The 20,582-nt window shown below is 67.9% G+C and carries 16 protein-coding genes and 2 tRNA genes; 16 read left to right on the forward strand and 2 right to left on the reverse strand.

The window, feature by feature from the left end:
• Positions 1-88: 88 nt before the first annotated feature.
• The 3 genes from AB0H88_RS40375 to AB0H88_RS40385 all read left to right on the forward strand — a co-directional run bounded on the left by AB0H88_RS40375 (position 89) and on the right by AB0H88_RS40385 (position 2,128).
• Positions 89-529: a MarR family transcriptional regulator gene (locus tag AB0H88_RS40375; protein ID WP_357653860.1), complete on the forward strand. Its 441-nt coding sequence runs from the start codon at positions 89-91 to the stop codon at positions 527-529.
• A gap of 288 nt (positions 530-817) precedes the next feature.
• Positions 818-1,015 (forward strand): hypothetical protein, encoded by a 198-nt coding sequence (locus AB0H88_RS40380; protein WP_357653861.1) that lies wholly within the window; start codon positions 818-820, stop codon positions 1,013-1,015.
• 174 nt (positions 1,016-1,189) lie between these two features.
• Positions 1,190-2,128: a replication initiator gene (locus tag AB0H88_RS40385; protein WP_357653862.1), complete on the forward strand. Its 939-nt coding sequence runs from the start codon at positions 1,190-1,192 to the stop codon at positions 2,126-2,128.
• 974 nt (positions 2,129-3,102) lie between these two features.
• Here the strand turns inward: AB0H88_RS40385 and AB0H88_RS40390 are convergent.
• Positions 3,103-3,188 (reverse strand) — tRNA-Leu (locus AB0H88_RS40390).
• Between the two features lie 129 nt (positions 3,189-3,317).
• On the opposite strand from AB0H88_RS40390, the gene AB0H88_RS40395 reads away from it, so the two are divergent.
• From AB0H88_RS40395 to AB0H88_RS40405, 3 genes are all read left to right on the forward strand, one after another.
• Entirely contained in the window at positions 3,318-4,589 is a 1,272-nt protein-coding gene (locus tag AB0H88_RS40395) for a M20/M25/M40 family metallo-hydrolase (protein ID WP_357653863.1), read from the forward strand.
• Positions 4,590-4,712: 123 nt separating this feature from the next.
• Positions 4,713-5,390: a hypothetical protein gene (locus AB0H88_RS40400; RefSeq protein ID WP_357653998.1), complete on the forward strand. Its 678-nt coding sequence runs from the start codon at positions 4,713-4,715 to the stop codon at positions 5,388-5,390.
• Positions 5,391-5,584: 194 nt separating this feature from the next.
• Entirely contained in the window at positions 5,585-7,561 is a 1,977-nt protein-coding gene (locus AB0H88_RS40405) for a chaplin family protein (RefSeq protein WP_357653864.1), read from the forward strand.
• A gap of 98 nt (positions 7,562-7,659) precedes the next feature.
• On the opposite strand, the gene AB0H88_RS40410 is transcribed toward AB0H88_RS40405, so the two are convergent.
• On the reverse strand, positions 7,660-7,845 hold the full coding sequence (locus tag AB0H88_RS40410) for a DUF5703 family protein (RefSeq protein ID WP_175590066.1): 186 nt from the start codon (positions 7,843-7,845) through the stop codon (positions 7,660-7,662).
• Between the two features lie 191 nt (positions 7,846-8,036).
• Between AB0H88_RS40410 and topA the strand changes: the two genes are divergently transcribed.
• The 10 genes from topA to AB0H88_RS40460 all read left to right on the forward strand — a co-directional run bounded on the left by topA (position 8,037) and on the right by AB0H88_RS40460 (position 20,562).
• Positions 8,037-10,724, forward strand: a complete 2,688-nt coding sequence (topA, locus tag AB0H88_RS40415; protein WP_357653865.1) for a type I DNA topoisomerase — start codon at positions 8,037-8,039, stop codon at positions 10,722-10,724.
• A 13-nt stretch (positions 10,725-10,737) separates the two neighbouring features.
• Positions 10,738-11,985 (forward strand): metallophosphoesterase, encoded by a 1,248-nt coding sequence (locus AB0H88_RS40420; RefSeq protein ID WP_357653866.1) that lies wholly within the window; start codon positions 10,738-10,740, stop codon positions 11,983-11,985.
• A 245-nt stretch (positions 11,986-12,230) separates the two neighbouring features.
• Entirely contained in the window at positions 12,231-12,824 is a 594-nt protein-coding gene (locus AB0H88_RS40425) for a helix-turn-helix domain-containing protein (protein ID WP_357653867.1), read from the forward strand.
• Positions 12,825-12,986: 162 nt separating this feature from the next.
• Entirely contained in the window at positions 12,987-15,029 is a 2,043-nt protein-coding gene (tmk, locus tag AB0H88_RS40430) for a dTMP kinase (RefSeq protein WP_357653868.1), read from the forward strand.
• A gap of 9 nt (positions 15,030-15,038) precedes the next feature.
• Entirely contained in the window at positions 15,039-16,217 is a 1,179-nt protein-coding gene (locus AB0H88_RS40435) for a DNA polymerase III subunit delta' (protein WP_357653869.1), read from the forward strand.
• 84 nt (positions 16,218-16,301) lie between these two features.
• Positions 16,302-16,829: a SigE family RNA polymerase sigma factor gene (locus tag AB0H88_RS40440; RefSeq protein WP_357653870.1), complete on the forward strand. Its 528-nt coding sequence runs from the start codon at positions 16,302-16,304 to the stop codon at positions 16,827-16,829.
• The gene (locus tag AB0H88_RS40445) at positions 16,826-17,866 is read left to right on the forward strand and encodes a permease-like cell division protein FtsX (RefSeq protein WP_357653871.1); all 1,041 of its coding nucleotides are present in this window, start codon (positions 16,826-16,828) and stop codon (positions 17,864-17,866) included. Before AB0H88_RS40440 ends, AB0H88_RS40445 begins: the two co-directional genes overlap by 4 nt.
• 140 nt (positions 17,867-18,006) lie before the next feature.
• The gene (gene ricT, locus AB0H88_RS40450) at positions 18,007-18,852 is read left to right on the forward strand and encodes a regulatory iron-sulfur-containing complex subunit RicT (RefSeq protein ID WP_357653999.1); all 846 of its coding nucleotides are present in this window, start codon (positions 18,007-18,009) and stop codon (positions 18,850-18,852) included.
• A gap of 129 nt (positions 18,853-18,981) precedes the next feature.
• A complete protein-coding gene (locus tag AB0H88_RS40455; protein WP_357653872.1) occupies positions 18,982-20,433 on the forward strand; it encodes an alpha/beta hydrolase in 1,452 nt (483 codons plus the stop codon).
• Positions 20,434-20,488: 55 nt separating this feature from the next.
• Positions 20,489-20,562 (forward strand) — tRNA-Thr (locus tag AB0H88_RS40460).
• The last annotated feature ends 20 nt before the right edge of the window (positions 20,563-20,582 follow it).

The raw sequence follows: 20,582 nt of genomic DNA on the forward strand, positions 1-20,582 counted from the left end.
TGATTGTGTCGTCGTCACACGCCGTCCTCGTCTCGCCCAATAGATTCATTTGAATCCGATCCATGTGAATCTAACATAGGATGGGACCATGCCGAAGCCGCGCGGAGTCGACCTCCAACTCGGCCTGTTGCTGCGCCAGTCGCACCAACGAGCCGCCGGGGCGCTGAACAACGCCCTCTCCTCACTCGGACTGACCGGCCGCCACTTCGGCGTGATGATGCTCCTGCGCCGCGACGGCGTCTCGACCCAGCGCGACCTGATCCGACAGACCGGCAGCGACAAGGCGGGCATGGTCCGTACCGTCGAAGACCTCGAAACCCTCGGCTACCTCTCCCGGGCCCGGTCCAGCACCGACAAACGGGTGGCCAATCTCAGCCTGACCGACAAGGGCATCGACGCTCTCGACACCGCCCAGCGCCTCGCGGCCGGCGCCGCGGAAGACCTGTTCGGATCATTCACCGACGCCGAGCTCGAAACCCTCCAAGCCCTCCTGGCCAGGTTCGTCGCTCCGACAGGACGCGACGCATGACTCGCCTGACACGTTGTGCCGCACCGGCAGGCCAGGTGAGTGCGTCGGTCAGAAAGTGGCAACGCTTGTTCACGAGTTGGCGACCGCAACACCGGCGATCCAACTGGGGTTGATCCACTTTGACGGTGGTCACCGCATGACGGCAGCCGATGCAGGTCGCGCAGAGTCGCGACGAGCATCGGCGCCGAGGCGAGCAGTCCGGCAGCACGTAAGCGTAATAAGAGATCCTGAAGCTACGGCGAGCCGCAGCCGGCTGACCCGCGCCCCCGCACCGTCGTGGCGGTCGACATGACCAGGCCAGATGCACAGCAACCGGACCCCGGCACGTGGCTGTTGAACAAGATCGACGCCCGCGAGCGGGCCCTGACCGGCCAGATCGAGCAGACCCAGGCGGAGATTGACGCCATGGCCGCGCACCTCGGCGAACTGCACGAAGCGATCGAGCACCTGCGGATCACCCGTAAGAGCCTGCTGACGAAGGCTTAAGTGCTGGCGGGCATGGGTGCGTAGAGAGCTGGTCCGATCTTGTTGATGTAGCCCTGGTGGGACCATTGGGACAGTTGGACGCGGAAGCTGTTGCCGTTCTCAATCCCGAGGATGGCGGCCAGTTCGCTTTCATTCCAGGCTCGCCAGGGCTGAGCGGTCAGGAGTTGCAGGACCTTGCCGCGCCGGTCGGGGCTGGACAGGTGCGGAGCGGCGGCGGATCGCCCCAGCGGCTCGGGGGCGGCCGACCTGCCAGTTCGCGGGTCAGGCGGCGGGTCATCTGGTGCACGGTGGCCCACCAGATCATGGCTTCGTGATGTTCGGGCTTGCGTTCATAGATGCGCACCAGGCGGCGGTAGCGGACCAGCCAGGCGAACGTGTTGGGTCGAGCCCGGGCGCGGTGCCTGGATTGCTCCAGGTCCGTTTCCCGGACCCGCCCGCCGAACCCGGCGTGGCGAGGTGCTGCCCACCTGGGATCAAGCTCTCGGCCAGCTCGACACCGACGAGGCGGCCGAACCCCTGCATGTGCTTCGCTTCGGCGTCCAGGTAGACGTGCAAGGCATGCTCGCCGGTACTCCGAATGCCGACCAGTGCATCCGATACCTGTCCAAGTACCTCACCAAGTCGATCAGTGACAGCCTCGACCCGGACGACCAGGCCCAGCGCGACCACGCCGCACGGATGGCTGAGGCGCTGCGCTTCGAGCCCTGCTCGCCGACCTGCCCGAACTGGCTGCGTTACGGCGTCCAGCCCAAGGGCGCCAAGCAGGGGATGGCTCCCGGCCGGTGCCGGGGCAAGGCTCACACGCCCGACCACCTCGGCTACGCCGGACGCCGCGTCCTGGTCTCCCGCAAGTGGTCCAACAAGACCCTCGCCGAACACAAGCAGGACCGCCGCACCTGGGTCCTGGAAGCCCTCGGCCAGACCGACCAGCTGACCGACCCACACCGCTACGTCTGGAAGCCCGTCCCGGCCGGAGACGCCAACCTCGCGCCACTGGCGGTACGGCTCCTGCGCTCGGTCGCCGAGCGGCAACGCTGGCGCGTCCACATGGCCCGACTCCAAGCGGAAGCCGGAGACCAAGATCTTTCGGCAACTGAAGGGAGGGCGGCATGAAGGCAGTCAACGAGCTGGTGGTCGTCCTCCCGCCTGGACTTCCCACACTGAACGCGGGCGCTGCGGCAGAGCTGCTTGCGATCCTGTTGGAGGCTCACGGGTCTCAGAGCGTCCACGCCGATGCCGCATGAGGAGCGACATGGACACCATTCGTTTCGGCTTCTACGGCCGGGTTTCCACAGAGGACAACCAAGACCCCGCGTCCTCCCGTGCCTGGCAGCTCACCCGCTCTCGTGCGCTGATCGAGTCACGCGGGGGAGCGGTCGTGGCGGAGTTCTTCGATGTGGACAAGTCACGCTCGATTCCCTGGCAGCGTCGTCCCCAAGCAGCGAGGCTGCTGGCGGAACTCCGACGTCCTGATCGCGGCTTCGAGGCGGTGGTGAAAGGGCATTGGGCCAACGAGATGCCCTACTACCGGTGCAGATTCCCGGAGGAGTACGCGCTCGCCAACCGTGTGACGCACCCTCGCAACGTCTACCTGCGCGAGGTCGACATAGCCCCCAAGCTCGACCGTTGGTTGGGGCGCCTGTTCACTCCGTCGAACATCGACCGCACCTTGGATCTCCTGGTCACAGCGCACGAGGCGCCATCCCCGGAACTGCACGAGACCGAGGCCCTCAAGCGGCAGATGGCCGAATGCGATCGGAAGCTGGCTCGCCACCGTGCGGCCCTGGAAGCCGGCGCCGACCCGGTGCTGATCGCGAGCTGGATGAGTGAGGAGCAAGGTCGAAAGACTGAGCTGCAACACAGGCTCACGCGGCTCCCCGTCGCCCGGCGCCGTCTCTTCGACCGCGACAGCCTGGCTGTGTCGCTGCGCGATCTGGGGAGTCTGGTCGAGGTGCTGGGGAGAGCCGACCCGACCCGCAAGGCCAAGATCTACGCCAGCCTCGGCCTGCAGCTGGTTTACCACCCCTCACAGCACAAAGTCCTGGTCGCTGCTTCGAGCAACCAGGACTCTATGGGGTACGGGTCTGTGTCCGAGGGGGGACTTGAACCCCCATGCCCCGCAAAGGGCACTAGCACCTCAAGCTAGCGCGTCTGCCTATTCCGCCACCCGGACTTGGTGCCTGCACGTGGGACCGTCATCCCGCGTCGGCTCCGTAAGGTTAGCAAACTCTGAGGGGTGCGTCATACCAGGATTCCGGAGGCAGGATGAGACGGCAATCCGTACCCGATTGAAGGAGCCTCCATGGCCGAGGACGAGGTCGTCGAGCTGTGCCGTGATCTGATCCGTATCGATTCGACCAACGCCGGCGACAACGCGGGGCCCGGGGAGAGGGCGGCGGCCGAGTATGTCGCGGAGAAGCTCGCCGAAGTAGGGCTCGAGGTGGCGATCCTGGAGAGCGACGATCGGCGGGCGAACGTCGTCGCGCGGATCGAGGGCACCGATCCGGGCCGTGACGCGCTGCTGTTGCACGGGCATCTCGACGTCGTGCCGTTCGACGCGAGTGACTGGCGGCATCATCCGCTCTCGGCGGAAGTGGCCGACGGGTGTGTCTGGGGGCGTGGGGCCGTGGACATGAAGGACATGGACGCGATGATCCTGGCGGTCGTGCGGCAGCGGCTCCAGGAAGGGCGCCGGCCCGGGCGTGACGTGGTGCTCATGTTCACCGCCGATGAGGAGGCGGGCGGTGAGTACGGGGCGAAGTTCCTGGTCGAGGAGCACCCGGAGCTGTTCGAGGGGGTCACGGAGGCGATCGGGGAGGTCGGCGGGTTCAGCGTGTCGATCGGGGAGGATCGGCGGCTTTACCTGATCGAGGCCGCGGAGAAGGGCATGGCGTGGATGCGGGTGACCGCGAACGGCCGGGCCGGGCACGGGTCGATGCTCAATCTGGACAACGCCGTGACCGAGCTCGCCGACGCCGTGGCGCGTGTGGGACGGCATGAGTGGCCGGTACGGCTGACGCCGACCATGAGCAGGTTCCTGGAGGAGATAGGCGGGGGCGATCCCGAGGCCGCGATCGACAAGCTGGGGCCGGTGGCCAGGATGCTGGGCGCGGGGCTCCGCAACACGGTCAATCCGACCATGCTGGAGGCCGGCTACAAGGCGAACGTGGTGCCGCAGACGGCCTCGGCGACCATCGACGGGCGGTTCCTGCCGGGCTTCGAGGAGGAGTTCTTCGCCACGATCGACGAGCTGCTCGGGCCCAACGTCACGAGGGAGTTCGTGCAGCACCAGGTGGCGCTGGAGTTCGGCTTCGAGGGGCCGCTGGTGACGGCCATGGTGGAGGCGCTGCTGGCCGAGGACCCGGCCGGGCGCGCCGTGCCGTACACGATGTCAGGAGGGACGGATCTTAAGTCCTTCAGCAGGCTCGGCATCCGGGGATACGGGTTCGCGCCGCTCAAGTTGCCTGCCGACCTGGACTTCTCTGGGATGTTCCATGGGGTCGACGAGCGGGTGCCGGTGGATTCGCTCAGGTTTGGGGTGCGGGTGCTTGACCGCTTCCTGGATCACTGCTGAAAACCCCTTGCGGCAACCTTGAGTGATGCTACGGTTACGGATCGTTGAGGGGTGAGTCCACGGACCGGCCTCACAGTGTGAGGTCGGTCCTGGTGCTTCTGAAGGAGGGTTCACGTGGCACGCATGCCGGTGCGGTGGTGGCGGGCAATGCCCGCACTCGCTGCCCGGCGCGTGCCCGTGATCATCCTCGCGGAGGATGCGATCGCCGATCGGGCCGCCCGGATGGCGCGGTTCGCGGCCGGCGCCCGCCAGGTCATCGCACGAGTAGTCGCGGCCGGCGTCCTGCTGGCCGCGGGATGGCTGCTCGCCGTTCTCTTCGGACTGCTCTTCGCCGCTCCGGCGGCCGCGGATTCCACCGCGGCGACAGGGACGGCCACAGCAGCCGACACCTCTCACACCGTCACCGGGTCCATCACGGACGGTTTCCCCACGGCTGACGGAAAGATCTCGGCGTCGGACAACGCCGAGGCGATCGGAAAGGTCTCGGCACCGGACAACGCCGAGGCGATCGGAAAGGTCTCGGCGTCGGACAACGCCGAGGCGATGGCGGGGCGGACGGTCGACGGGCTCAACAGCCAGTCCGATCCCGGCCTGCCGCCTGCTTCTCCTGCGACCGACATCCTGGACACCAATGGTCTGGTGCCCAACGGCGGTGGCAGCGGCCCGTTCGGGCCAAGCATGGGAGATATCGCGAGGTCCTTCTTCGACCCGCGTGTCGAGGCTCGGCGCGTCCCCTTGGCGTCCGTGCTTCCTCCGGTCGTCCGCACAGCGGCGGATGACCCCTCTTTCTCACCTGACTGACCCCCGCCACAGATTCCGATGAGTACGGCGGCGGAGCGCGGCTAGATCCCCTCCGCCAGCGGGTCACATGTCAGTCATCTTGGTTCGCGATTCCCCGAGGTCTCCGCTGTGCGCGGCGTACTGCGACCTCGCATGCCCTCGGCTGCCCGCGAACTGTCAGGTATCCCCCTATGAACCAAGTAGGAGCATTCATCATGCGTACGTGGGCGAAGGCTTCGGCCCCCGCGGCTCTTCTAGCTGTAGCCGTCATGTCCTTCGGCAGCGGCACCGCGCTGGCCGACACCTCCGGCGACTCTTCCGTCGGCGGTGGCAACCAGGTCAACCTGCCTGTCTCGCTGCCGATCGACATCAGCGGCAACTCCGCCGCCGTGCTGGGCAGGTCCCAGGCGCGTTCCCAGGGCGGCGCCACGGTAGTCAACAGCGGCAAGGGCGGCACCTCCGACAAGACCTCCGGCGACGGGAGCGTCCTCGGCGGCAACCAGGTCAACGCGCCGATCAGCGCGCCGATCAACGCCTGTGGCAACGCGCTGTCCGTGCTCGGCAGCTCTGACGCGGGCTGCAAGGGCGGCGCCACGGTCAAGAACACCGGCAAGGGCGGCAGCTCCAACAAGACCTCCGGCAAGGGAAGCGTCCTCGGCGGCAACCAGGTCAACGCGCCGATCAACGTCCCGATCAACGCCTGCGGTAACGCCCTGTCCCTGATCGGCAAGTCTGACGCGGGCTGCAAGGGCGGCGCCACGGTCAAGAACGCCGGCAAGGGCGGGGCCGGTGGCAACCACACCTCGGGCAAGGGTTCCGTGCTCGGTGGCAACCAGGTCATCGCGCCGATCAGCGCACCGATCAACGTCTGCGGCAACGCGGTGGCCGTGATCGGCAGGGCGTTCGCGGGCTGCAAGGGCGGCTCGTCCGTGACCAACGGCGGGCACACCCCTTACCGGAGCCCGCACGGCTCGACGGGCAACGACACCGACGGGCGCTTCGGGGTCGGCAGCGGCAACCAGGTCATCGCACCGGTCAACCTGCCCATCGTGGCCTGCGGCAACGCCGTCGGCAACGCGCACGCCGGCTGCAAGGGCGGCGCCTCGGTCAAGAACACCGGCAAGGGCGGCTCCGGTGGCAACACCACGTCCGGCAAGGGCTCCGTGCTCGGCGGCAACCAGGTGGTCGCGCCGATCACCGCGCCGATCAACGTCTGCGGCAACGCGGTGGCCGTGATCGGCAAGGCGTTCGCGGGCTGCAAGGGCGGCGCCACGGTCAAGAACGGTGGCAGGGGCGGCGCGGGTGGCAACACCACGTCTGGCAAGGGTTCCGTGCTCGGTGGCAACCAGGTGGTCGCGCCGATCACCGCGCCGATCAACGCCTGCGGCAACGCCGTGGCCGTGCTCGGGCTGTCCGGAGCTCACTGCAAGGGCGGCGCCTCGGTCAAGAACGGCGGTTCGGGCGCGGGTGGCAACACCACCTCCGGCAAGGGCTCCGTGCTCGGCGGCAACCAGGTGATCGCCCCGATCACCGCGCCGATCAACGTCTGCGGCAACGCCGTGGCCGTGCTCGGCGACGCCGCCGCCGGGTGCCTCGGTGGCTCGAGCGTCGGCAAGCCCGGCGGCGAGGGCTACCACCCCTACGGCCACTACAGCTCCCACCAGGCCGCCGACTCCAAGCCCGGCGGCGTGCTGCCCGCGCTTCCCCCGGTCCCGGTTCTGGGCGGCCTGCAGGGCGTGGGCAACATCACCCCGATGCGCGGCGGCGGCTCACCTGAGCTGCCGGTCGTCGGCGACATGCCGCTGGTCGGTGACCTGCACGAGCTGTTCGGCCTGCCCGAGCTGCCCGGTCTGCCCGGCCAGCCCGCCACCCCCGTCAGGCACGTCACCCCGGCCAAGCACGTCAAGAACGGCAAGGCTCCGGTCACCCACGCCGCCCGCGCCGAGGACACGCAGCACTCGCCTCTGGCCCCGGCCACCTCGCTGCTCGCCGGTACTCCTGTCGGTGGTGCGGTGAAGCTCGCGACCAGCGGCCTGCCCACCGGCGACCTGGGACTGATGAGCGCGGCTCAGCCCGCGGGGGTCACCGGGATGACCACCGGCTCGCTGTTCGCGCTGGTCCTGGGCGCGATGTTCGCCGCCTCGGCCACCCTGTTCGCGGCCACCCGCCGCTTCCGGCTCGGCCGGAAGTAAGGACAAGAACGTCTACCGCTCACAGCCGGTGAGCGAGTAGCGAAAGACGCTTTGCCCGTTCCGGGGGCGCGGCCCGGGGCGGGCAAAGCCATGTTCGGTCACAGGGTGCTGCGGACGCGCATGACCTTGCGGCGCAACCGTACATGACGGCTTCCGTCAGGATGCAGGCGCACGCGTGAGAGCTCCCACTGACCGTACTCCGCGTGTTCGGTGAGCAGCTGACGTGCTGCTTCGCGGGACAGATCGCGCGGAATGAAGATATCCATGTAGGAGTAGTCGAGCACAACGATTAGTCTCCAGGGTGAGTCAGGGCGCGATGCCGCTCGATGGGGCTTATTCTGCGTGCTTGTGGGTGGGTCCGGAAGCTAGTGGGTAGTCCCGGGGGAAGGAAAATTCCGCGAGTCGGGTTACCTTTCAGATCAGTGCCGGCTCCCGGCAGGGGGAATTGCAAGCGAACAGTGAGGTAGGAAGCAGCGTGCCAGCCAACAACGGCAGCACCGGTGGAACCCGCCGTCTGGTGATCGTCGAGTCGCCCGCCAAGGCGAAGACGATCAAGGACTACCTCGGTGCCGGCTACATGGTCGAGTCCAGCATTGGCCACATCCGCGATCTGCCGGAGCGGGCCGATGACATCCCCGAGAAGTACAAGGGGGAGCCATGGGCGCGCCTCGGGGTCAATGTCGAGCATGAGTTCGAGCCGCTGTACGTCGTCAACCCCGACAAGAGATCGCAGGTCAGCAAGCTGAAGCAGCTGCTGAAGGATGCCGACGAACTCTATCTGGCCACTGACGAGGACCGCGAGGGCGAAGCCATCGCATGGCACCTGCGCGAGGTGCTCAAGCCCAAGGTGCCGGTGCACCGCATGGTCTTCCATGAGATCACCCCGCAGGCCATCAGGGACGCGGTGGCCAATCCGCGCGACCTGAACCTGCGCCTCGTCGACGCCCAGGAGACCAGGCGCATCCTCGACCGGCTCTATGGCTACGAGGTCAGCCCGGTCCTGTGGAAGAAGGTCAAGCCGCGGTTGTCGGCGGGCCGGGTGCAGTCGGTGGCGACCAGGCTGGTGGTGGAGCGCGAGCGGGAGCGCATGGCGTTCACGTCCGCCCATTACTGGGACCTGCAGGCGCTGTTCGACACGGGCAAGGCAGAGGAGCGTCCGCGTGACTTCACCGCGTCGCTGACCTCGGTCGATGGCAAGCGGGTCGCCCAGGGGCGCGACTTCGCCACCACCGGCCTGCTGAAGACGAACGACGTGCTCCACCTGTCGGAGGCCGCCGCCGGTGAGCTGGCGGGCCGGCTCCAGGGTTCGTCGTTCGCCGTCAAGTCCGTCGAGCGCAAGCCGTACACCCGTAAGCCGTACGCTCCCTTCCGGACGACCACTTTGCAGCAGGAGGCGAGCCGGAAACTGGGCTTCTCCGCCAAGTACACGATGCAGGTGGCGCAGCGGCTCTACGAGAACGGCTTCATCACCTACATGCGTACCGACAGCATCACGCTGTCGGAGACGGCGGTGGCGGCCGCGCGCTCCCAGGCGATCAAGCTGTACGGCTCTGCGTACGTTCCCGACAAGCCGCGTGTTTACACCAGCAAGGTCAAGAGCGCGCAGGAGGCGCACGAGGCGATCCGGCCTTCCGGGGAGGAGTTCCGCACTCCCGGTGAGACCGGGCTGAACGGTGACCAGTTCCGCCTATACGAGCTGATCTGGCAGCGGACCGTCTCGTCCCAGATGAAGGACGCGGTCGGCGAGTCCGTCACGGTAAAGGTGCGCGGCGCGTCCGCCACCGGCGAGAACGTCGAGTTCAGCGCCTCGGGCCGGACGATCACGTTCTACGGCTTCCTCAAGGCGTACGTCGAGGGCGCCGACGATCCGTCGACCGACCGTGACGACTCCGAGAAGCGGCTGCCGAACCTGACCGAGGGCGACGCGCTGAGCGTCTCGCGGCTCGACGTGGCCGGCCACTCGACCAAGCCGCCCGCTCGCTACACCGAGGCTTCGCTGGTCAAGGAGATGGAGGATCGGGAGATCGGGCGTCCTTCGACGTACGCCTCGATCATCGGCACGATCCTCGACCGTGGCTACGTGTTCAAGAAGGGCACCGCGCTGGTGCCGTCCTTCCTGGCGTTCGCCGTGGTCAACCTGCTGGAGCAGCATTTCGGCAACCTGGTCGACTACGACTTCACCGCCGAGATGGAGAAGGTGCTCGACGACATCGCCAACGACCGGGCGGAGCGGGTGCCGGAGCTGCAGCGCTTCTACTACGGCGAGGACGGCGACGAGGGCCTGAAGGAGATGGTCACCGACCTTGGCGACATCGACGCCAAGGAGATCAGCTCCTTCCCGATCAGGGGCACCGACATCGTCATCAGGGTCGGGCGATACGGCCCATACCTTGACAGGGGCGGCGCTCGGGTGAACGTGCCCGAGGACACGACGCCCGACGAACTGACCGCCGAGAAGGCGGAGGAGCTCTTCTCGCGGCCCACCGGCGACCGTGAGATGGGGACCGACCCGGTTACCGGGCACAAGATCGTGGCCAAGGACGGGCGATTCGGGCCGTACGTCACCGAGATCCTGCCCACGCAGGAGGAGGAGACCCCGAAGCGGCGCACCAAGAAGGCCGACGCGGCCAAGCCGCGGACGAGCTCGCTGTTCAAGTCGATGTCGCTCGACACCGTGACGCTCGAGGACGCGCTCAAGCTGCTGTCGATCCCCCGGGTCGTCGGCGAGCTGGAGGGCGAGGAGGTCGTCGCGTACAACGGGAAGTTCGGTCCGTACCTGAAGAAGGCCTCCGAAACGCGGTCGCTGACCGCGGAGGAGGAGCTGTTCACGGTCACGATCGAGCAGGCCAAGGAGCTGTTCTCCCAGCCCAAGCCGCGGGGCAGGGGCCGGGCGGCGGCCGCGCCGCCGCTGCGCGAGCTGGGTGAGGACCCCAACTCCAAGAAGCCCGTCGTGGTCAAGGAGGGGCGATTCGGTCCCTACGTGACCGACGGCGAGACGAACGCGTCGCTGCGCAAGGGCGACACGGTCGAGGAGATCACGATCGAGCGGGCGGCGGAGCTGCTGGCCGAACGGCGTGAGCGGGCTCCGGCGCCGAAGAAGACGACGACCAGGAAGGCGCCGGCCAAGAAGGCACCCGCGAAGAAGCCGGCGGCCAAGTCGTAAGTAGCATTGCCGCGTGGTGGTCTTGGTCTTCGTGGGCTTGGTGTTCGCGGCGCATCTCTATCTGTGGGATCGGATGGTGCGCTCGACCACTCGGCGGGGGCAGGTGCGCACGGGCCTGACCTGGGGGTTGGTGGGGCTCCTTCTGCTGGTCGTCTTGACGTTCGCGGGGATGCGGCTGGAGATGTTCCAGTGGCTGGCGTGGCCGGGGTATCTCTGGATCGCGATCATGTTCTACCTGGTGATCGCTCTGGTTCTGCTGGAGATTCCCCGGTTGGTGGCGTGGTTAGCGCTGGTCCGGGGGCGGGCGGCCGTGTCGCCGTCGCCTGTAGCCGTGGCGCGGCCGGTTACTGTGCCCGCCTCGGATGTTTCGGATATTTCGGGTTTTGGGCAGGTTTCGGGGGTGGAGCCGTCGCCGGGCGGCGACGCGATGAGCAGGCGGCTCTTCCTCGGACGGACCACCGCCGCCGTCGCGGGCGTGGGCGCGCTCGGCACTGTCGGGTACGGCATCGGTGCCGCGCTGGGTGATCCGGTGATCGAACCGGTCAAGGTCACGCTGGCCGGGCTCGACTCCAGGCTGAGTGGGCTGCGGTTCGCCGTGGTCAGCGACATCCACCTGGGGCCGCTCACGGGCAAGGCGCACACCGAGCGCATCGTGCGCATGATCAACGGTCTGCGGGCCGACGTGGTGGCGATCGTCGGCGACCTGGTCGACGGCTCGGTCGCCGAGCTGGGCCCGCTGGCCAGGCCGCTGCAGAGCCTCGAATCCCGCTATGGCGCCTATTTCGTGACAGGTAATCACGAGTACTACACGAGAAACGGCCCCGGTGAGTGGATCGAGGAGCTGGACCGGCTCGGCGTTCGCTCGCTGCGGAACGAACGGGTGGAGATCCGGCACCAGGGCGGCGTGCTCGACCTGGCCGGGGTGAACGACCTCAACGGCGCCACCGCGAACGACGCGCCCGACTTCGACAAGGCGCTCGGCGGTCGCGATATGAGCCGCTCCACGGTCCTGCTGGCCCACCAGCCGGTTCAGGTCTCGCAGGCCGCGCGTTATGGCGTGGACCTGCAGCTGTCGGGGCACACGCATGGCGGGCAGCTGGCGCCGTTCAACCTCGTGGTGCCGCTGCAGCAGCCGGTCGTGTCGGGGCTGGCGACGGTTGATGGGGTGCAGGTGTACGTGACGCGCGGCGCCGGGTTCTGGGGGCCGCCGGTCCGGGTGGGAGCGCCGCCCGAGATCACGCTGCTTGAGCTGCGCTCCTGATCTCCGTATGCCACGTGAGCTGCTCTCCTGGCCTCCGTGCTACGTGAGCTGCGCTCCCGACCTCCGTGCGCGTGAGCTGCGCTCCCGACCTCCGTGCGCGTGAGCTGCGCTCCTGACTCCCGCGGTGCTTGACTCCCGCGGTGCTTGACTCCCGCGGTGCTTGAACGGCGCTGCTGACTTTCCGCGATCCGCTGGTCACTCAAGCCGCGAGGGGGTAGTATCCAAGCGGATACGTTGGAGGCGGGATGATCTCTTCCCCGGTGGAGGGGGCGTTCGGCGACCTGCTGCCCGAGCGGGGCGAGGCGCCTGAGGGGCCGACGCCCGACGTCACGTTCTGGGCGGAGCGCGGCGGACTGCTGCTCAAACAGGCCAGACACGCGGCCAGCATGAACCAGAAAACGCTGGCCGGCATGAGCGGCACGTCGCGGACGACGCTGTCGGCCTACGAGCACGGCCGGAAGTCGCCCACGCTCGAAACGGCCGGGCGCATCCTCGATGCCGCCGGGTTCCGGCTGGTGCTGGAGGCCAAGGTCGAGTTCACCACCTATCAGGGGGCCGACGGGCGCCCGTTCCATGTGCCCAACCGGTTGCCGCGCCTGCCCGCGTTGCGGGCCCTGGCCGCGGTCCGCCTCGGCGACAGGACCTATGACCTGGCCGATCGCGAGGATCGCCGGGACGCCTACGTCCTGTTGTTGCGGGAAGGGAGTCAGCGGGAGCTGCTCGAGCACCTCGACGGGCTGCTGCTGGTGGAGCTCTGGGATGAGCTGGTGCTGCCTGAGCCGGTGCGGGCCGGTTGGCAGCCGTTGGTGGAGCTCGCCCGGCCGTACAAAAGGGACTAGCGGGACAAGAGGGGATCTGTCTGGTGTTTTCGGGGGCCTATTCGAGCTGTGTATCATGCGCGACGGCCCGTATACGTAATACTCTCAGCGACGAGCAGCCGGGTATATCCGGCTCGTCTCCTGTCTTCCCATTTCCGGCGAGCACCTGGATACGCTGACATTATGACCGCCCGTGGCCGACGCCAACCGACACATGTGCTGGCTAACGCATCTTTCCGCCGGCTCTGGACGGCGATGTCGGTGTGCAGCCTCGGCGACTGGCTGAACATCCTGGCCCTGACCGCCCTCGCAGGAAACCTGACCCAGGGCGACTACCGCACGCAGTCGCTGGCCGTCGGCGGTGTCTTCATCGCCAAGATGCTGCCCGCCGTCCTGCTCGGACCTCTCGCGGGGGCGTTCGCCGACCGCTTCGACCGGCGGGTGACGATGTTCACCTCCGACCTGGCCCGGTTCGCCGTGGTGCTGTCGATCCCGCTGATCGGCAGCTACCAATGGATCATCGTCGCGACGATCCTGGTCGAGTGCGTCAACCTGTTCTGGGTTCCGGCCAAGGACGCGACGGTCCCTAACCTGGTGCCGAAGGATCAGCTCGAATCGGCCAACCAGCTCAACCTGCTGGTCATCTACGGCAGCGCGCCGATCGCCGCGATCCTGTTCGCGGCGCTGTCCGTGGTGGGCGACGTGCTGAAGAACGCCGTGCCGTTCCTGTCCGGCATGGACCCGACCGGGCCGGCGCTGGTCGTCAACGCGTGCGCCTACCTGGTGTCCGCCTTCCTGATCTTCACGCTGCGCGGCATCCCCACGCGGGACGGCGCCATTTCCACACCGTCGGTGCTCAAGCAGATCGTCGAAGGCTGGCGGTTCGTGGGCGGCGACCGGCTGGTGCGCGGTCTGATCATCGGCATGCTGGGAGCGTTCGCGGCCGGCGGCGCGGTCGTGGGCGTCGCGAAGATCTACGTGAGCGCGCTCGGCGGCGGCGACGCGGCCTACGGAGTGGTGTTCGCCGCGGTCTTCGTCGGCATGGCGCTGGGCATGTTCTTCGGCCTCCGGTTGCTGCGCGAGCTGTCGCGGCGCCGGTTGTTCGGTCTGGCGATCATCGTGGCGGGCGTGGTGCTGGTCGCGATCGCGATCATCCACAACCTGGTGATCGTGGTCATGCTGACCGTACTGCTCGGGGCATGCGCGGGCATCGCGTGGATCATCGGCTACACGCTCATCGGCCTCGAGGTCGAGGACTCGATGCGGGGGCGGACGTTCTCGTTCCTGCAGTCGACCGCGCGGGTCACGCTGCTGTTCGTGGTGGCGGTGGCCAACCCGCTGGCCGCGCTCGTCGGCGCGCACCCGCTGAGGGTGGGCGACGTGATCTACCAGTTCGACGGCTCCAACCTGGTGCTGGTGGTCGGTGGCGTGCTCGCGACGGTCGTCGGCCTGCTGGCGCTGCGCCACATGGACGACAGGAAGGGCGTCTCGCTCTCCGAGGACCTGATCGCGGCGGTGCGCGGCGAGCGGCCGAAGTCGGAGACGGCGGAGCAGGTGCCGGGGCTGTTCGTGGCGTTCGAGGGTGGTGAGGGCTCGGGTAAGACCACCCAGTCGCGACTGCTCGCCATCTGGCTGCGTGACCAGGGCTTCGACGTCGTACAGACCCGTGAGCCCGGCTCGACCAAGGTCGGCATGAGACTGCGCGCGATCCTGCTCGACGCGGCCGAACGTGGGCTGTCGGCGCGCGCCGAGGCGCTGCTGTACGCCGCCGACCGGGCCGAACACGTCGAGAAGGTCATCAGACCGGCGCTCTACCGCGGCTCGCTGGTGATCTCCGACCGCTACGTGGACTCGTCGCTGGCCTACCAGGGAGCGGGGCGGGCGCTCGACCCCGAGGACGTCTCCAAGGTCAACGCCTGGGCCACGGGTGGGCTGGTGCCGCACCTCACGGTGCTGATCGACACGCCGCCCCAGGTGGGGCTGACCAGGCTGGGCGGCGCGGCGGACCGGATCGAGGCGGAGCCGCTGGAGTTCCATGAGCGGGTGCGCAAGGAGTTCCGGACGCTGGCCGCCGCCGATCCCGACCGCTACCTGGTGGTCGACGGGCTGCTGCCGCCCGAGCAGATCACCCGGCTGATCCAGGACCGGGTGCACGAGATCCTGCCCGATCCGGTGCCCCAGGAGTCCGAGGACATCACGGGCACGATGCCCGCCATCCGCGACTAGCCTTGTCGGGTGAGCGTCTTCGATGACCTCGTCGGTCAGGACCAGGCGGTGGCCGTGCTGTCCCGCGCCGCCGCGGCGGCAGGCGACGCCGTACGGGGTGGCCGCGGCGCGGGCATGACGCATGCCTGGCTGTTCACCGGCCCGCCCGGGTCGGGCCGGGAGGAGACCGCGCGGGCGTTCGCGGCGGCGCTGCTCTGCCTGGACGGCGGTTGCGGTCACTGCGACCAGTGCCACCAGGTGCTGATCGGCTCACACCCCGATCTCGAGACGGTACGCCCCCAGGGCCTGTCCTACAGCGTCAAGCAGACGCGCGAGCTCATCCTGAGGGCGGCGGGCGCGCCCACGCAAGGACGCTGGCGGGTCATCCTGTTCGAGGACGCCGACCGGGCTACGGAGTCGGCGGCGAACGCCCTGCTCAAGGCCATCGAGGAGCCGCCTCCACGTACGGTCTGGCTGCTGTGCGCACCCGCCGCCGACGACATGATGATCACCATCCGGTCGCGCTGCCGGGTGATCACCCTGGCCACCCCCGCCACGGAGGCGGTCGCCCACGTGCTGGCCACCCGCGACAGCGTGCCCTGGGAGACCGCCCGCTTCGCCGCCCGCGCCTCTCAGGGGCACATCAGCCGGGCCCGGGCGCTGGCCCTGGACGAGAACGTACGTCGGCGCCGGGAGGCCGTCCTGGCCATCCCTCGCTCGCTGTCCGGGGTCGGCGAGTGCGTCTCGGCCGCCGAACGCCTGGTCAAAACGGCCGAAGAAGAGGCCGCGGCGGCGACGGCCGCGCTCAACGAGACCGAGACCACCGAGCTACGCAAGATCTACGGCGAGGGGTCCACGGGCAAAGGCCTCAACCGTGGGCTGGTGCGCGGCGGCGCCGGGGCGTTGAAGGAGTTGGAGGACCGGCAGAAGTCGCGCGCCACGCGCATCAAACGCGACTCGCTCGACGCGGCGCTGCTGGAGCTGGTGTCGTTCTATCGGGACGTCCTGGCCATGCAGTTCGCGTCCGGCGTGGAGCTGGCCAACGACGACATCCGCTTCGACCTGGACCAGCTGGCCAAGGTGTCGACGCCGGAGGAGACGTTGCGACGGATCGATGCGATCATGCGATGCCGCGAACGCCTCGACGCCAACGTCAACCCGCAGATCGCGGTCGAGGCGATGATGCTCTCCCTCCGGTCCGCCGTGTAGCGGGTTCCTTCCCGCCGGGTGGCCCTCGCGGAAGTTGGTCATGTGGCAGGAGCAGCAGATGAGGCTCTGGAGCGTCTCTGTAATGTGAAAGTCGAGCAGCTTTCCCCCCCAGAGCCCCTGATACGAGAACGCGTCGATGTCGCGGCGATCTTCGCTGAGCATCACGTGGGTCTCGTGCGGCTGGCGCTCGTCATGGTCGGTGACCAGGCGACCGCCGAAGACGTCGTCCAGGAGGCGTTCACGCGCACCCACGCCAGCCGCTGGAGGCTGCGAGATCCGGACAAGGCGCTGGCCTATGTGCGTTCCGCGGTGTTCAACGGCTGCCGGTCCGTGATGCGGAGGCGGGCGATCGCGTTCCGTCGCGCCGTGCCGTACGAACCGCCTGTCTGGTCCGCGGAGAGCGCCGTCCTGGTGAGCGAGGAGCGCCGCGAGGTGCTGCTGGCCTTGCGCGAGCTGCCGAGCAGGCAGCGCGAAGCGTTGACGTTGCGTTACTACCTCGATCTGTCCGACCAGGAGATCGCCGAGACGATGGGCATCAGCGGGGGCACCGCCAGATCCACGATCGCACGAGGGCTCGCGGCTCTCGGCCGAGCACTTGAGGAGGGTTCATGAACAGCCCTGTGGAAGAACGTCTACGTGCGGCTCTCACTGAGGCCGGTGCCACGGTCGATCCCAGCACGCTGCGGCCGCTCCAATCACTCGACCGGCGCCGTCGCGTCGATTTCCGCTTGCTTGCTGTGGCTGGGGTCACGGTGGTGCTCGCGGGGGCGGCGACCGTGGCCGCACTCACGTCTGCCGGCGACGAGCAACGCGCGGTGGCGGCCAATCCGCCGGTCAGCGAGAAGGGGCCGCGCGAGGTCCGTCTTTTCCTGTGCTCCAGCACGTCGAAGAGCCCCGATTGCGCCGGCGCCGCTACGGCCGAGCAGGTGGGGGAGCTACGGGCGACTCTGAGAGAGCAGTCGGACGTAGAGTGGGTGTCTTTCGAAGATCAGGCGACGGCCTACGAGAGTTTTCGTCAGCACTACGCCGACAACAAGGCGGTGATTGACGGGGTCGAGATGAGCGACATGTTCGCGTCGTTCCGGCTCAAGCTCAAGCCCGGAGCCGACGTGGATGCCCTGATCGGAAAGGCGAAGGCGATAGGCGGGGTGGCCGACGCCTCACGTACATCGCTGAACGCCCTGACGGGAGCCGCCGAGCCGCCGAAGATGGAGGTCACGGTCTTCCTATGCGTGGATCATTCGCCCATGCCGGCGTGCGGCGCCGGACCGTCAAAGAAAGATCGGCATAAAGGAAAAGGAATCACGCTGGCCCAGCAGCGAGCCATAGCGACGGCGATCGAGAGGATGCCAGGCGTCGCATCAGTGCACTTCGAAGATCAGCAAGAGGCGTACGAAAACTTCCGCCGTTCCTATGCTGACAACAAGGCTCTCGTACAGGCAACGAAGCCATCCGACATGCCTGTCTCGTTCCGTCTGGCGATGAAGCCGGCTTCCGGTGGGGACGCGATGATCGACAAGCTGCTCCGCATGCCCGGCGTCGCGCAAGTCGTCGATCAGAGGTGCCTGGCCGAACAGTTGAAGATCTTTACGCGCTATGGCATCTCGCGGCCTGGAGGCAGCAAGATGTGCTCTATAAAGACGCAGTAGTGCCGTGCCGGGGCGCTTGAGGGTGCCGCAGGGCTCTGGCGGTGGGGTTCTCACACCACACGGGTCGACACACGTAATGTGGCAACCGAAGGCCGTAAGAACCCCCGAGGCCGTCAGGAGGCGAGCACGAGCCCATGGGAATGATCATGGCCGTGAGCTTCACCCGCTACGGGCGGCTCTACTACCTCGATCCCGGTGGCCACACTCCCAAGGTGGGCGACAAGGTGCTGGTCCCGACCGACTCGGGTCCTGAGGTGGCGGAGTGCGTGTGGGCGCCGCAATATTCGAGTGAAGACATCGACGGAATGCCGGTGTGCGCGGGCATAGCGGGAGAGGAACACCTTTCCCGCGACGAGACCAACAAGCGCCGCAGGGCCGAGGCCCGCAGCGTGTCCAAGCGGTTGATCAAGCGGCACGAGCTGCCGATGAAGGTGGTGGGAATCGACTACCTCGACCAGGACAACGTCTACACGGTCTACTTCTCCGCCCCGCATCGGGTCGACTTCCGCGCGCTCGTCCGAGACCTGGCCCGCAACCTGCGGGCCCGGGTGGAGCTGCGGCAGATCGGCCCGCGTGACGAGGCGCGGTTGCAGGGCGGCATCGGCCCATGTGGTCGTGATCTGTGCTGCGCCACCTTCCTCAAGGACTTCGAGCCGGTCTCCGTACGCATGGCCAAGGACCAGGACCTCCCGGTCAACCCCTTGCGCATCGCCGGGGCGTGCGGGCGGCTGATGTGCTGTCTCAAGTACGAGCATCCGCTCTATGTCGAGACCCGGAACCGGATGCCGCGTACAGGCAGCCGGGTGAGCACGCCGCAGGGGGAGGGAAGCGTCCTGGGACATAACGTTCCTGCGGACACGGTGACGGTGCGTCTGGACGATGGTGGACGGCGTTGTGCGTGCCCTTCCGCCTCGGTGTGCTCGCCACGGCAGCAGCACGACAAGATGTACGGCGAGGAGGGCGGCACGGTGTCTCCTGGTGGATAGCGGCGGATGGCGGCGGTTAGTCGGCGGGCATGACGTGGGGAGGTTCACGGGCGGGTGCTCGTGAACTTCTCCGCGAGCTGAGGCCATCCGCAGGTGGGAGGGAGACGGGACACGCGTAAGATTCGGAGCGTGTGGTTCCGGGCACTGACCGTCGTCGCCGCGACTGTGTTGTTCGCCTCCGCCTGTGCTGGGACAAAGGCACCGGCGGGTGGGCTGAGCTGGTCCGACTGTGGTGACGGGTTCGACTGCGCGAAGCTGTCGGTGCCCCTCGACTACGGTCAGCCGAACGGCGAGCACATCAAGATCAGCGTCGTTCGGCTACCGGCCACCGGCGACCGAATCGGGTCCCTGGTGGTCAATCCAGGCGGTCCAGGAAGTTCCGGGGTCATGTATGCGCGAGCCGCCCGATCGATCGTGAGCGAGGAGGTGCGCGAACGGTTCGACGTCGTAGGGTTCGATCCACGCGGTGTGGGTGAGTCGGCGCCTGTCGAGTGTCTGAGTGACCCGCGGCTCGACGCGTTCATCGCCCTGGACACCACCCCCGACACGCCGCAGGAACGGGCCGCGCTCGAGCAGGGTTCGCGCGAGTTCGCGAAAGGCTGCCAGGCCGGGTCGGGCCGTCTGCTGCCACATGTGGGCACCGTTGACGCCGCGCGGGACATGGACGGGCTGCGCCAGGCACTTGGCGACCAGAAACTGACCTATCTCGGCAAGTCCTACGGCACCTTCTTGGGCGCTGTTTATGCGGATATGTTCCCCAGCAAGGTCCGAGCCCTCGTACTCGACGGCGCTCTCGACCCGGCCATCTCCCGGCTGAAGCTCAACGCCGACCAGGCCATGGGCTTCGAACGCGCCCTCCGCGCCTACCTGGAGTCCTGCCTGGCCGAGGGTGACTGCCCGTTCCGCAGCCGTACCGTCGACGGCGCCCTGGCCGAGGTGACCGAGCTGCTGCACCGTACAGACGCCCGTCCCTTGCCGGCCGACGGGCGGCAGGCCGGCGAGTCGCTCGCCACTCTCGGCGCCCTGACCCCGCTCTACGATCGCGGCTCCTGGCCCGAACTAACCGAAACGTTCCGCCAAGCCCTGGACGGCGACGGCAGATTGCTCCTCCGCAACGCCGACCAACTCATCGACAGACGCGCCAACGGCGCCTACTCCAACCAGACCGAGGCCAACATGGCCATCAACTGCGTAGACGGCTCCTATCCCAAGGACGTCTCCGCCTACGCGGCCGCGGCGACGGAGGCGGAACGCCAGGCACCCAGGTTCGGCGCCTACCTCATGTGGAGCTCGCTTCCCTGCGCCTTCTGGCCCGCCAAGCCGACACTCACAAACCGCCCACTCGCCGCCAAAGGCGCCGCCCCGATCCTGGTCATCGGCACCGAACGCGACCCGGCCACCCCGTACTCATGGGCGCAGGCATTGGCGAGCGAGCTGACCTCGGGTGTGTTCCTCGGGTATGACGGTGATGGCCACACGGCGTACTACAACGGCTCGTCATGCGTGGACGACGCGGTGAACCACTACCTGCTGACGGGCACGCCACCACAGGACGGAACAGTCTGTCCGGGCATCGGCTGATCGGGGGAGCAAGAACCCCTTGGGCTCCTGTAGACTCGTTCACGCTGTACGGCACGCCGCCTTAGCTCAGTCGGCCAGAGCACTTCACTCGTAATGAAGGGGTCTCGGGTTCGAATCCCGAAGGCGGCTCCCAGCTAGAAGGCCCCTCG

It is taken from the genome of Nonomuraea sp. NPDC050680 (genome assembly GCF_040654555.1).
In the GTDB taxonomy this organism is placed as follows: Bacteria; Actinomycetota; Actinomycetes; order Streptosporangiales; family Streptosporangiaceae; genus Nonomuraea.